10 protein-coding genes and 1 riboswitch are annotated in these 13,784 nt (G+C 64.4%); of the genes, 7 read left to right on the top strand and 3 right to left on the bottom strand.

All coding sequences use genetic code 11. The features are described from left to right. Positions 1-95: 95 nt before the first annotated feature. Positions 96-1,364: a threonine synthase gene (thrC, locus tag P12x_RS22720; protein WP_435007188.1), complete on the bottom strand. Its 1,269-nt coding sequence runs from the start codon at positions 1,362-1,364 to the stop codon at positions 96-98. 205 nt (positions 1,365-1,569) lie between these two features. After that, positions 1,570-1,710, bottom strand: a riboswitch (SAM riboswitch). A 177-nt stretch (positions 1,711-1,887) separates the two neighbouring features. Between thrC and P12x_RS22715 the strand changes: the two genes are divergently transcribed. Beyond that, on the top strand, positions 1,888-4,956 hold the full coding sequence (locus P12x_RS22715) for a proline dehydrogenase family protein (RefSeq protein ID WP_435007186.1): 3,069 nt from the start codon (positions 1,888-1,890) through the stop codon (positions 4,954-4,956). 32 nt (positions 4,957-4,988) lie between these two features. Here the strand turns inward: P12x_RS22715 and P12x_RS22710 are convergent, their stop codons facing one another. After that, a complete protein-coding gene (locus P12x_RS22710; RefSeq protein WP_435007184.1) occupies positions 4,989-5,480 on the bottom strand; it encodes an aminoacyl-tRNA deacylase in 492 nt (163 codons plus the stop codon). 106 nt (positions 5,481-5,586) lie between these two features. Next, complete coding sequence (locus P12x_RS22705) at positions 5,587-6,309, bottom strand: metallophosphoesterase family protein (protein ID WP_435007182.1); 723 nt, start codon at positions 6,307-6,309, stop codon at positions 5,587-5,589. A gap of 121 nt (positions 6,310-6,430) precedes the next feature. Between P12x_RS22705 and P12x_RS22700 the strand changes: the two genes are divergently transcribed. The 6 genes from P12x_RS22700 (at position 6,431) to P12x_RS22675 (ending at position 13,658) form a co-directional block, all read left to right on the top strand. Continuing rightward, positions 6,431-6,952, top strand: a complete 522-nt coding sequence (locus P12x_RS22700) for a dual specificity protein phosphatase family protein (RefSeq protein ID WP_435007180.1) — start codon at positions 6,431-6,433, stop codon at positions 6,950-6,952. A 66-nt stretch (positions 6,953-7,018) separates the two neighbouring features. Continuing rightward, positions 7,019-9,220 carry a S9 family peptidase gene (locus P12x_RS22695; protein WP_435007178.1) on the top strand — a complete coding sequence of 734 codons (2,202 nt, stop codon included), beginning with the start codon at positions 7,019-7,021 and terminating at the stop codon, positions 9,218-9,220. Between the two features lie 377 nt (positions 9,221-9,597). Further along, entirely contained in the window at positions 9,598-10,611 is a 1,014-nt protein-coding gene (locus P12x_RS22690; RefSeq protein WP_435007177.1) for a DUF1559 domain-containing protein, read from the top strand. A gap of 235 nt (positions 10,612-10,846) precedes the next feature. Further along, entirely contained in the window at positions 10,847-10,972 is a 126-nt protein-coding gene (locus P12x_RS22685) for a hypothetical protein (protein WP_435007176.1), read from the top strand. Continuing rightward, positions 10,969-12,786, top strand: coding sequence for a CRTAC1 family protein (locus P12x_RS22680; protein WP_435007174.1), 1,818 nt, complete (start codon positions 10,969-10,971; stop codon positions 12,784-12,786). The genes P12x_RS22685 and P12x_RS22680 overlap by 4 nt, the downstream gene beginning before the upstream one ends. Then, positions 12,783-13,658: a DUF3179 domain-containing (seleno)protein gene (locus P12x_RS22675; protein WP_435007172.1), complete on the top strand. Its 876-nt coding sequence runs from the start codon at positions 12,783-12,785 to the stop codon at positions 13,656-13,658. The genes P12x_RS22680 and P12x_RS22675 overlap by 4 nt, the downstream gene beginning before the upstream one ends. Positions 13,659-13,784: the final 126 nt, after the last annotated feature.

Genomic DNA, 13,784 nt, shown 5'->3' with positions numbered 1-13,784 from the left:
GGAAATCAGCGATCCGGAGCGTCCGGAATTCCGGGAGGCTCACGTCCAGGGTGGTGGACCCTTGACGAAGGGGAGCATGGGGGTACGCCCGGACCTCAGACTCCCGAGGCCACCAGTTCGCCCGTCTCGGCGCCGACCAGGGCCTCGAATTCCTCCATGTTCGGCTTGATGACGACGGGCTGGGCCAGCTTGCCCTGCCAGGCCTCGGCGGTCTTCAGGCCGTTGCCGGTGATGCAGATGACCGTCGAGCCGTCGCGATCGATCCGACCTTGCTCGATCAACTTCCTGGTGACGGCCAGGGTCACTCCCCCGGCGGTCTCGGCGAAGATCCCTTCGGTCTCGCCCAGGAGCTTCATGGCGTCGACGATCGCGTCGTCGTCCACGTCCTCGGACCAGCCCCCGGTCTCGCGGATCAACTGCGACGCGAAGTAGCCATCGGCCGGGTCGCCGATCGCCAGGCTCTTGGCGATGGTGTTCGGGTTACGAACCGGCTTGACCTTGGTCGCCTCGGTCTTCACGGTGTTCGAGATCGGGTTGCACCCGGTGGCCTGGGCCCCGAACATCCTGGTGTTGATCGGCCCGTTGACGAGCCCGAGCGTGGCGAACTCGCGGAACGCCTTGTGGATCTTGCCGATCAGGCTCCCTCCGGCCATCGGCGCGACGACGTGATCGGGGACTCGCCAGCCCAGGTCCTCGGCGATCTCGAAGCCCATCGTCTTCGACCCCTCGGCATAGAACGGCCGAAGGTTGACGTTGACGAAGGCCCAGCCGAACTTGAAGGCGATCTGCGAGCAGAGTCGGTTGACCTGGTCGTAATTCCCCTGGATGGCGACAACCTTGGCCCCATAGACGCTGCACCCGAGGACCTTACCGGCCTCCAGGTTGTCGGGGATCAGGACGTAGGCCTCCAGCCCGGCCGCGGCGGCGTTGGCGGCCACGCTCCCGGCGAGGTTCCCGGTCGAGGCGCACCCAACGGTCCGATAGCCCAGCTCAACCGCCTTGGACAGGGCCACGCCGACCACCCGGTCCTTGAACGAGAGCGAAGGGTGGTTAACTGCGTCGTTCTTGATATAAAGCTCGGCCACGCCCAGGGCTTTGGCCAGTCGGTCCGCCTTGATCAGCGGCGTCCCCCCGACGTGGAGGCCGACCGTCGGCTCGCCGTCGATCGGCAGCAACTCGCGATAGCGCCACATGTTCCGGGGACGCGACTGGATCGCCCGTCGGTCGAGCACCCGACCGATCGCGTTGTAGTCGTAGACGACCTCAAGCGGGCCGAAGTCCTCGGTGCAGAAGTTGAGGGCTTCCTTGGGATAGAGCTTGCCGCAGAGGCGACACTTCAGGCCGATTGTGAGTTCTTCAGACACCGGCAATTCTCCCGACGACGCCCGGCGACTGGCAGCAATCCTTTCGGATTGGTGCGCAGGAATCGGACCGGGACACGAAACGCGCGGATCGACCAAACCGGGGCCGTCCGGGTGCGTCGGTCTCATCGAGAGTGGATTTAGAACCGATGGAGGGGGATAAGGCGGGGCTGGGATTCGGGAGGTGTGGGGACTCCCGTCTCAGTCCATCTTATCTGTCCCATCGGCACGTCCTTCGGAAAGCTCCGAAGGAGGCACTAGGGCAGGAGGTAGCACCAGCATCCGCCTTGTCGGCAGACCGGTTGCTGTGGCGTCGCAGGGCCCGTCCCTCAGCCACTCTGGATAAGATGCGCACCGAATTGTGATAACAAACTGTACACGACGATTCCCGGGGAAGTCAAGCTTCGCCTCGGGGTTCTCGGCAATTCCGACTTCCGAAGGTGGAGCGAACTGTCGGACGAATCCCTTCGTTTACCTATAATGGAGGAAGAGAGCCATCGTGCCCAGGAGTGGGAGGGTTGGACCCATGGCGACGTCGATCGTTGATCGGGCTCGGAACCTCAAAGGCGACGCGATCGACCGGAAGGCTCGCGAGATCGGGCGGTCGTTGTTCGCCGAGATCGGTCGGGGGCCTTCGCCGCTCCAGCGGGGGTGGTGGGACGATCGGTTGATGAACCTGACCATGGGCGATCCCGAGGTCAAGGTTCAGCTTTTCCGATTCATCGACGCCCTTCCTGCGCTGGTCGATCCCGATTCGGTCGGCCGGCATCTCCGGGAGTATCTCGGCCAGGCTGGTCGGGCTGTCCCCTGGTTCCTGAGGATGGGCGTCGCCCTGGCCCCGGTCGGCTCGCTCCGGGGCCGGTTCCTGGCGTCGATCGCCCGGGCCTCGGCAACGCACATGGCCCGACGATTCATCGCGGGCTCGACCCCTTCGGAGGCGTTCCGGACCGTCAAGGCACTCCGTGAGCACGGGGTGGGATTCACCGCCGACCTCCTGGGGGAGGCCGTCATTTCGGACTCCGAGGCCGAGGCGTACCAGCAGACGTGCATCGAACTGCTCCGGGGTCTGGCCCCTCGACTGTCGGTTGAGCCGGAAGACCCTCGGATCGACCGCTCCTCGTTCGGGCCGATCCCCCGCTCGAACCTCTCCCTCAAGCTGACCAGCCTAACCCCACATTTCGACGCGATCCACGAGGCCTCGACCGCTCGAAAGGTCGCCGAGCGGCTCCGCCCGATCCTCCGGGTGGCTCGCGAAGTCGGGGCGTTCGTCAATGTCGACATGGAGCAGTACGCCCACAAGGATCTGACCTACTCGATCTTTCGTTCGGTCCTGTCCGAGCCCGAATTTCGCGACTGGCCCGATGTCGGAATCGTCGCCCAGGCTTACCTGCCCGAGGCCGAGGGCGACTTACGAGACCTCCAAGGCTGGGTCCGCGAGCGGGGGGCGCCGATCACGGTCCGCCTGGTGAAGGGTGCCTACTGGGACTACGAAGTGACCCACGCCCGCCAACTCGGCTGGCCGGTCCCGGTTTACCTTCGGAAGTGGCAGAGCGACGCCAGCTACGAACGATGCACTCGGTTCCTCATGGCGAGCTATCAGAACCTCCGACCCGCGCTCGGAAGCCACAATATCCGGAGCCTCGCGCATGCGATGGCGTCGGCCGAGGCGTTGGAAGTCCCGGGCGATGCCTACGAAATTCAGATGCTCCACGGGATGGGCGAGCCGATCGAGCGGGCACTGGTGGCTCGCGGTCGGAGGGTCCGGGTCTACACGCCCTACGGGGCCATGCTCCCGGGGATGGCGTATCTGGTCCGCCGCCTCCTGGAGAACACGTCGAACGAGTCGTTCCTCAAGGCGAGTTTCGCCGGAGGGGCCGAGGTCGAGGACTTGCTCAGAGATCCCGAGGAGGTGGGTGCCATGTGGCCCTTGAAGCGTCGAAAGCTCGCCGCGACTCCGATCCCGCCGTTCCGCAACGAGCCCTTGACCGACTTCACCCGGTCTCAGGCTCGGGAGAAGATGGGGGAGGAACTGGCGAAGGTAGACATCTCCCTCGATGGCATGGGACTTCCGATCGTCATCGATGGCGTGCACATGGACGTGGCCGAGCGACTCCGAGTCGGTCGCCCGGGCGAGATTTCGGAAATCATCAGCGACGCCCCGGCCGCCACGGTCGCTCAGGCCGGGCTCGCGGTCCAGGCGGCCCGGAGGGCGTTCCGGGACTGGTCGATCACCCCGGTCCGGGACCGCGCCGAGGTCCTGTTCCAGGTGGCGAAGATCCTCCGTCGCGACCGATTTCGGCTGGCCGCGATCGAGGTCTACGAATGCGGCAAGCCCTGGAGGGAGGCCGACGGCGACGTGGCCGAGGCGATCGACTTCTGCGAGTTTTACGCCCGGGAGATGATCCGGATCGCCGAACCGGAGGTCCGCGATGTCCCGGGCGAGACCAATGCCGTGGAGCGGATCCCCCGGGGGGTGGTCGCGGTCATCCCTCCCTGGAATTTCCCGCTGGCCATCCCGATGGGGATGACCGCCGCCGCGATCGTCTCCGGAAACACGGTGGTCCTCAAACCGGCCGAGCAGTCCCCGGTGATCGCGTACAAGTTGTATGAAGCCTTCCACGAGGCGGGCCTCCCGCCCGGCGTTCTCAACTATTTGCCGGGAAAGGGGGAGGTCGTCGGCCAGGCCCTGGTGGACGACCCTCGGGTCGACCTGATCGCCTTCACCGGTTCGAAGGGAGTGGGCCTGGAGATCAACCGTCGGGCCTCCGAGGTGCCGGAGGGCCAGCACCATGTCAAGCGAGTGATCGCTGAGATGGGCGGCAAGAACGCGATCATCGTGGATGAGGATGCCGACCTCGACGAGGGGGTGGTCGGGGTCTTGCAGAGCGCTTTCGGCTACTCGGGGCAGAAATGCTCGGCCTGCTCTCGGGTGATCATCCTGGACGGGATCTATGACGCTTTCGTCGCCCGACTGGCCGAGGCCGCCCGATCGATCCCGATCGGGCCTCCCGAAGAACCCGAGACGGTCATCGGGCCCGTGATCGATGCCGACGCTCGCGCCCGGATCGAGGCGTTCGCCGGGATCGCCCGGTCCGAGGGAAGGGTGGTCTTCGAAGGCGTGCTCGGCCCTCTCGCCGAGATCGGGCATTACGTCGCCCCGCTCATCCTTGCCGATGTGAAGCCTGAGGCCCGGATCGCCCAGGAAGAAATCTTCGGGCCGATCCTCGCGCTGATTCGAGCCCGCGATCTCGACGAAGCCCTGACCATCGCCAACGGCACCGCGTACGCCCTGACCGGCGGCCTCTATTCGCGGAGCCCCGGACATATCGAACGGGTCAGGCATTCGCTGAGGGTCGGGAACGTCTATATCAATCGGCCGATCACCGGGGCCCTGGTCGACCGCCAGCCCTTCGGGGGATTCAACCTCTCGGGGATCGGGGGAGCCAAGGCCGGCGGGTCCGATTACCTCAAGGAATTTCTACTGACACGCACCGTGACCGAGAACACCCTCCGACGAGGATTCGCGCCCGAAAGCGAGACCGAAACGGACAACGAATCGACCGAGGAGTCGGCTCAGACCGGACATTTGGGCTGAGCGCGGACCCTTGGATGCTCGGGAGTTCGACCTCAGCCCGCCTTGCGGTTCCTGAGCCGTCGCGGGGCGATCGGCGAGGCAAATCGGGCCTTGATCGGCGACTCGACGGCCTCGTAATCCCGGAATCGCATCCGGACGCCCTCGTGCCGGGTGTTCCCCATGAAGGCGATGTCGGAACCGCCGGAAAGGCTGGCGTCGACCACCGTTTGCAACCCGTAGAGTTGGCCGAAGGGGGGAAGGGCCCCGGGTTCGCAGTCGGCGAAGACCGACTCAACCTCGTCCTCGGTCGCAATCCTGAGCGAGCCGACGTTGAGGATCTCGGCCAGCCGATCCGGGTCGACCCGATGGGTCGCCGGAAGGACCGCCAGCGCGAATCGATCATCCGCCCTGACGAGCACGGCCTTGGCCACCGATCGACCGGGTAAATGAAGGCTCCCCGCCAGGTGCGTCGCCGAGTGCGCGGGGCGGTGGAGCAGGAGTTCGAATCGTACCGATCGGCTCTGGAGGAAATCGCTGATGCACATCGCAGGGGTCCTCACTCAGGTGGAGACTCTCTGTCATTATATACCATCTGGGAAAGATGGGATGCTTTTGTGCGTTGCTACCTTCGCTCCCCTCGCATAACCGATATCACCCGCATGCTCCGGCCCATCCGGATGATGGGCCACCTGTTCCTCGTTGGCGGACGGCGGATCTCCGAGTATTCGGGTTCCCTTTCCGATCGACCTGCCAGACCTGACCGGAGGCGATCTCGAGTGCCGAGAGCCATCCTCCTCCGTAACAATAGGTGTCAATGCAAATCAGGTGACCCAGGTCGAGGATTTTTCCCGATTTCTGGGAACTATGGCCCGCGATGACCGTCTTGCCCGATTCGTGAGGGCCGGGGATAAAGCTTCGGAGTGACGCCCATCTCAGCATCGCCACGCCCTGTTCCTTCATCGCGACGTCGGGGTCATAGTTCGCGTGGACGAAGATGTGCGACTCGGTCTCGAAGTAGGAGAGGCAGGAACGGAGGAAGTCGGCGTGTTCTTTCGGGATCGCGCCTGGATCTCGACCCGGCCCATACGAGTCGATCGCTTCGAGACCGCCGTTCTCGTACCAGGCGAAGGGGGGTGCTCCGTCGATCGCGTCGAGCATCATCTGGTCGTGGTTGCCCAGGAGAGGAATCAACCGGCATCGCGTACATAGTTCGATCAGCCGGTCGATGACGCCCCGGCTGTCCGGGCCTCGGTCGACGTAATCACCAAGCAGGATGATCCGATCGGCCTCGGAGGGTTGAATCGTCTCGATCAGGCTCTTGATCGCCCTGGAACAGCCGTGGATGTCTCCGATGGCGATCGTGCGCCCTGGCATCGCGATTCCCTCCGAGATCGGTTCGAGTTCGAACCTCCCGCCGTCTTCGATGGTCCGACCATCCCTCGAACTATTGTAGAGGATCGGACTCGCTCTGGTCGCGAGGGTTGACATCCGGCCGATGGGCCAGGAACATCAATTCGCCCCGGTTCGGATCATACGGCAAGTCCCGTCGAAGGCTCGAACGATCGACCAGATTTCACCCCACCCGATCTGGGTCGGCCACCACGGGGACGGATCGAACGTCCGAGCCCTCCACGAATCCGGGATCGAGGCCGTGGTCCAAGTGGCGGTCGAGGAAGCTCCCCTGTCGCCTCCTCGGGGCTTGATGTACCATCGTTTTCCGATCGTCGATGGTCCGGGAAACGATCCTTCGCACCTCTTCCTGGCCGTGAATACGGTGGCCTCCCTCTTGAGGAGGCGGATCCCGACCCTGGTTTGCTGCGGGATGGGGCTCAGTCGCTCGCCGGCCATCGTCGCGGTGGCACTCGCGACGATCGGGCGGGAGTCGCCCGAGGAAGCCCTCCGACGCCTGGCCGATCGTCGACCGGTCGACATCTCACCCTTCCTCTGGAGTGAACTCCGGTCGGCCCTCGCCATCCCGCCCGACCTCGGATCTCGTGATGACGACCCACGGACTTAACCCGACGGGGCACCCATGCGGATTCTTCCCATTTCTTTGATTACGTTTCTCGTCTGGGGAGGCCAGGTGGCCAGAATCACGGATTCATCGGCCGACGATCGGTTGGCCGGCGGGCGAAAGAAGATCGACGCCACGACGGTCGCCAGGCTTCCGGCTCCCGGGTCGGTCGTCCCGGGCGCTTTCGGGTTCACCCCCGATGGCAAGGCGGTCACGTATCTGAAAGCCGAGACCGCCAGCCTGAGCCGGGTCCTATGGCGGGCCGAGGTCTCGGGAGGTCCCCCTCGGGTCGTCGCGCGGCCCCCCGGCGGAGGCGATACCGATGCCAACGTCTCCCGTGAGGAAGCGCTCCGGCGCGAACGCCAGCGGCTCCGGGAGACCGGGATCACCCAGATCGTCCGGGCCGACAAGGCCGAGGTCGCCGTGATCCCCCTCGGGGGAGATCTCTACGTCCTCCGGGGGCAGGATGGACCGCTCGAACGGCTCACGGACACGGATGATCCCGAGATCGATCCCCAACTGAACGCCGATGGGTCCAAGGTCGGCTTCGTCCGGGGGAACGAGCTCTATTCCCTCGATCTCGGATCGAAGCAGGAGACCCGCCTGAGCCAGGGGGCGGTAGAAGGGCTGACGCATGGCCTGGCCGAGTTCATGGCGCAGGAAGAAATGGACCGCTCCCGGGGCTTCTGGTGGTCGCCCGACGGCTCGAAGATCGCCTATCAGGAGACCGACGAGCGTGCGATCCCCCTCTACTCGATCGTCCATCAAGGTGCCGAGTACTCGGTCGAAACCCATCGGTATCCCTTCCCCGGAGCGGCCAATGCGAAGGTCCGGCTGGGTGTCGTCTCGTCCACAGGAGGAGAGACCCGCTGGCTGAATTTGCCCGTCGATCATCCCGATTTCTACCTGGCGAGGGTCGATTGGGCCGGGCCGTCGGAACTCCTGGTGCAGCTCCTCTCGCGCGACCAGCGTTCCTTGCGCCTCTGCCGGGTCGACGTCCAGGAGAACCGATCGACCGTACTGATCGAGGAGCGGGCGGAGACCTGGGTCAACCTTCACAACGATCTTCGACTGGTCGAAGGGACCGGCGAGATCCTCTGGTCGTCCGAGCGATCGGGCTATCGTCACCTCGAACTCTATGACCGTGACGGGAAAAAACTGCGCGAGTTGACTCGGGGATCCTGGCCGGTCGATGGCGTCGACCATCTCGATTCGGCCCGACGCGAAGTCTGGTTCTCATCGGGCATCGAAACACCGCTCGAACGCCACCTTTATCGAGTCTCGCTCGATGGCGGCCCGATCCGGAAGATCAGCAACGATCCGGGGACCCATCGCGCGGTGATCGCCCGGGATGGTGAGACCTTCGTCGACACCTTCAGCAGCCGGAGCCGCCCACCCGTGACTCGCCTGATGTCTCGCGATGGGAGAGTGATCGCCCCGCTCGACGACGCGGCCCTGTCGGACCCGAGGGTCGATCAGCTCCGGTTGACCCCTCCCGAGGTCGTCCGGTTCACCGGCCGAGACGGTACGAACCTCTACGGGGCCTATTACGCCCCGAGGTCCAGGGCATTCGGGGCCAAGGCTCCGCTGGTGGTCCTCCTCTATGGCGGACCTCATGTCCAGTACGTGCCCGAGGCCTGGTCGTTGACCGCCGACCTGAACGCGCAGCACTTCGCCGAGCGGGGATTCGCGGTCTGGAAGATGGATAATCGGGGATCCAGCCGGCGAGGCCACGCCTTCGAGGCCGCGATCCACCGGAACATGGGCTCGGTCGAGGTTCGGGACCAGGTGGATGGGGTTCGATTCGTCGCGAGGAATTGGCCCGAGGTGGACGCAACCCGGGTTGGGGTGAGCGGGTCGAGCTACGGCGGTTACATGACGCTCCGATGCCTGACCGAGGCCCCCGAGACCTTCCACGCGGGCGTCTCGATCGCCCCGGTCACCGACTGGGATGGGTATGACACCTGCTACACCGAACGCTACATGGGGACCCCGCTCGATAATCCTGAGGGTTACAGGAACGCTTCGGTCCTGGACGCGGTCGGGCGCCTCAAGGGCGAACTCATGGTCATCCATGGGATGCTCGACGAGAATGTCCACTTCCGACACACGGCCAGGTTAGTCTCTGCCCTGATCGGGGCCGATACACGATTTCGGATGCTCCCCCTGCCCGAGGAGCGGCACTCCTCCCGGAAGGAGGAAGGGCGTCGGTACGTCGCCGAGCAACTCGCGACATTCTTCGAAGACGCCTTGAGTCGGCCCGTCCGGTAGACGGGCTTGCTAATCAGGGCCGAACAAAAGCTCGTGTGATCATGCCGTTCCTGTTTCATGAGTGCGTGATGGCTCGTTTGGTGCTCGTTCCTGCCATCATCGATGGTACGCTTGGTTAATTTGCTTCCGTTAAACAAATGTGGTTGACACCAAGGTCTGGCGAGGTTACTTAGTGTTGGCCCAGGAAAGCAGGTCCAGGCACCGTTGCTCAGACGTTGTGCCAGAGAACAGTCAAGCTGAGGCTTCGACGCCAGGCTTCCAGCAATCTAACGGCTGACGTTCCACTCACCTCCCCCAATGTTCACGCCTGTATCCGCAGGACGTCGCATCATGCGCCGCTCCGAGACTCTCGCCCCCCTTCTTGAGAGGACTCTCCGATGGTGAATCGTCCCCGACGCGCATTCACGCTGATCGAGCTCCTGGTCGTCATCGCGATCATCGCCGTGCTGATCGCCTTGCTCCTGCCGGCGGTCCAGGCGGCGCGCGAGGCCGCCCGACGCTCGCAATGCATCAACAATCTGAAGCAGATCGGCCTGGCCGTGATGAACTACGAGCAGACCTGGAGCTGCTTCCCGCAGGGAGAATCCTCGGGCGCGATCGCGCCGAATGGGGTGATCCTCCCGTTCCTCGAACAGAATGGCGTTTACAACGCCCTGAATTTCTCGGCTCCGCAATCACGATGGCTCGACTGCGACGTGGCCAACGCGACCGCGGGCAAGACTCGGGTCAGTACTTACACCTGTCCCTCGGAGGTCTATGCTCAGCGGGCCGATTCCGTGTTCCCCTATTACTGGGCGGCCAATTACGCCTGGAATTGGGGGACCTGGTGGCCGAGGTTGAGGTCCTGGGATGGAGCCTTCGGGCGTTCGATCCAGGACGATCCGGCGGTCGACCCCCCTCTCACGATCGTCACCCTGGCCGCGATCACCGATGGTACGAGCAACACCCTGATGGCGGCCGAGTGCGCAGCAGGCCCCTTGGTGAGCGGCGCGTCCCGGACCCGCGTCTCGGATGTCTATGACATTTCCGGGATCACGTCTTCCTCGACGGTCGCCCAGGCTGTCGCGGCCTGCAAGGCGGTCGACTGGAAAGCCGGGCCGATTCCCTCGGGAGGGACCTGGCGCTACAAGGGTTACACCTGGCTGGAAGGCAGTATCTGGCGGAACGGCTTCAACACGATCATGACCCCCAACTCCAACGCTTGCACGCCCCAGTCCTCCAGCAGCTGGTGGTACATCATGAAGCCCGCCTCTTCGTATCACCCGGGCATCGCCAACGCCGTGAAGTGCGACGGGAGCGTCTCCGCTTTCAAGGAGACCATCAACCCGCAGACCTGGATGAGTCTGGGTACCCGAGGCGGGGGCGAAGTCATTTCCGCCGACTCGTACTGAGTCCGATCATCCCGGCGCGACGGCGGAGCAATCGGCCGAATACGTCGGGAACCTTCGAGGCCCCGACTCCTCTTGCCTCAAGACATTCATGGCATTGAACGCCCGTCCCGGACCCTTCGGAGAGGAAATCAAGATCATGGTTTCGCATCGATCTCGTCGGACGGCGATGGTTCTCCTCGCGGCGTCAGGATTGGCTGCTCTTCCGGGTTGCGGCTCCGAAGCACCGACGCCGGCGATGGATAGCAAGGAATTCGAGGCGGCCCGCCAGAATTATCAGGATGTCCGGCGGTCGGAATATCGTCGGGGGTCGCTCGAAGGCAAGGCGAAGCCGCTGCCGAAAACGAAGGCGAACGCCAAATGACCAGGACCCTGGCCGGCTCGGGCGGTTCTTCGGTTCGCTGGCCCGCCTGGTTGATCCTGGCCGTTCTCTCTCTCTCTGTTGCAGGCTGTGATGCGTTGACCGGGGGCGTGGAATTCGCACCCGCAGTCCCGGTTCAAACGCAATTGCCACCGCCGAAACCGATCGTCAAACCCGCGATCGGTCCCTGGTTCGTCGACCGAGCGAGAGACTTCGGCATCGACGTCGTCACCAGGTGCGGGAGCCCGGACAAGCCGTCCGTTCTCCACTCGCTCGGCGTTGGCGTCGCCCTCTTCGATTTCGATGGCGATGGCGATCTCGATCTTTTCGTGGCACCCGGCAGCGAGGTGAAGGCGGGCCGCGTCATTTGTGCGGGGGGGCCCTGGCTCTTCCGGAACGACGGTCCGGGTCGATGGGTCGACGTCACGTCGCGAAGCGGGCTCGCCTGGACCGGATGGGCGCAGGGGGTTGGGGTGGCCGATTACGACGCCGATGGCGACCTCGACTTGATCGTGACCCAGCATGGTCCCGACACACTCTGGCAAAATCAGGGTGATGGGACGTTCCTCGACGTCACCGCCAGGGCCGGGATCTCGGGGGAGGATTGGGGCGTCGCGGCCAGTTGGGGCGATGTGGACGGCGATGGCTGGCTCGACTTGTTCGTGGTGAACTATGTGACCGTCGACCCGATCCACCCTCCGCCGCTCCATGATCACATCGGGGGGGTGAAGGTCTTCCAGGGCCCCGGGATGTTGCCGGGGCAGCCCGACCAGCTCTGGCGGAATCGAGGGGACGGCACGTTCGAGGAAATCACGACTTCCGCGGGGCTCTCTTCTCCCGACGGAAAGGGCATGTCCGCCGCATTCGCCGACCTGGATGAAGATGGCCAGCTCGACCTGTTCGTCCTGAACGATGCCCAGGCCAATCAGCTCTATCGAGGCTCCGGGCGGGGGACCTTCCGGGATGTCGCCCTGGAGACCGGAGCGGCCCTGAACCGGATGGGTGCCCCCGAAGGGAGTATGGGCGTCGAGATCGGCGACGTGAACCGCGATGGCCGGCTCGATCTGATCTACACGAACTTCCACCACGAGGGGACTCGATTACTGTTGGGCGGCGGGTCCGTGGATTACACCGACGCCTCGGTTGGCTCACGCCTGAGCATCCAGACCGAGCCGTTCGTCGGGTGGGGCCTGGTCCTCGCCGACTTCGACCTCGACGGCTGGCTCGACCTCTTTCAGGTCAATGGTCATGTCTATCCGCTCACTCCCGACTCGATCTATGCGCAGCCTCCGCTCTTCCTGAAGAACCTCGGCAGAGAGACGTTGGAGTTCGGAGGCAGGACCTCCGTATGGGGCCCGGGGCTCGACAAGGTCCGGGCCGGCCGGAGCATCGCATCCGGGGATGTCGATGGCGATGGCGATCTCGACCTCGTCGTCACCACCATCGACGGGCCGCTCGCCTTCCTGATTAACGAAGGGAATCGCGACTTCCACGCATCGGCCATCCGGTTGGTCGGCAACTCCCCGAATCGCGAGGCCATCGGGGCCCGCGTCGAGCTTCAGGCCGGCCCGGGCCCTCGCCAGTCGGCGGTCGTCCGCCGAGGTGGTGGTTTCATGGGGGCTTCCGATCCCACGCTCCACTTCGGACTGGGCGGGGCCTCCGTCATCGAGAAGGCGATCATCCGCTGGCCCGACGGAAGCATCAGCGAATACGGCGAACTCCCCGTGGACGCCAGGCTCGTCATTCGTCAGGGCGACCCTGACGTGCATCCAGAGCCGTTCCAGAGACCCGACCCCCCATCGAGCCGAGTCCCATGAGCGAACCCAGCGAATCCGCCGCGGAACCGAACCGCAAGGCCTCTCGATCCCTCATCCGGTGGGGTCCCGCCCTCGCGATCCTCGCGATAGGCCTGACGGCGTTGCTCTTCTTCGGGCAACGGCTTTGGACCCAGGTTCAGGGTTATCTGGAATCCCGGCAGGCGGCCGAGGATTCCGTGCCCGTCGGATATCTTGGTGTCCATCTCCGGAGATCCTATCATGATCGGCCCGCCGTGTTCCTCTCCGAAGCCGACGGGCGGAAACGCCTCTGGGCGGCGAAAGGGGAGGATGGGAAGGCGATTTATTACGACGTGACCGACGCGACCATCCGAGTCGAGTCGCTGAGTGGCGGGTTCGGGCGGGATTCTAATCCCGGAATCGACTACCCGATTTTCGAGGGAATCGACTCAGAGCGGTCGGCTCGGCTCCGCGACAATCAGGAATTCTACGGGCTCACGTTCGAAGATGGTCCCCGAGCCTACCCGGCCGAGCTTCTCAAGAAGATCGAGGTCGTCGATGACCTCGACGGCTCGACCCCCTTCGCGATCGTGTACGATCGGAGCCTGGGTGCCGCGAAGTTCTACGAACGGACCCTGGGCGGTCGTGAGGTCACCTTCGGGACGACCGGCTACGCTTACGGGACGAATTCCGACCCGAGCCTCGGGAAGCCGCTGCTGTACGATCGGAGGACGAAAAGTCTCTGGCTGCCCGAGGCCGACGGGCTCGTTTGCGTCAGCGGCGAACTCAAAGGCACGAAACTCGGCCTCTTCCGAGAACTCGAGGCGACCACCTGGTCTTCCTGGAAGACCAGTCATCCTCAGACCCGGATCCTGGTGGGAAGCGACCGAACCAGGCCGATCCCATCGGAATAGCCGGAAGACTCATCAGGCCCTTACCGGACGCATTGCCCTTGGAATCCCATTCTCGAGGAGCCGGAATCCCGCCTCAGCGTGCGATGGTCGGTTGCGAATGTGGTCCGGACCTGCGACAACGATAAT

This window comes from Tundrisphaera lichenicola (assembly GCF_051175385.1).
GTDB classification, from domain to species: Bacteria; Planctomycetota; Planctomycetia; order Isosphaerales; family Isosphaeraceae; genus Tundrisphaera; species Tundrisphaera lichenicola.
Note: the sequence above shows the minus strand (reverse complement) of the source record. Positions and strands in the feature narration are given on the sequence as shown.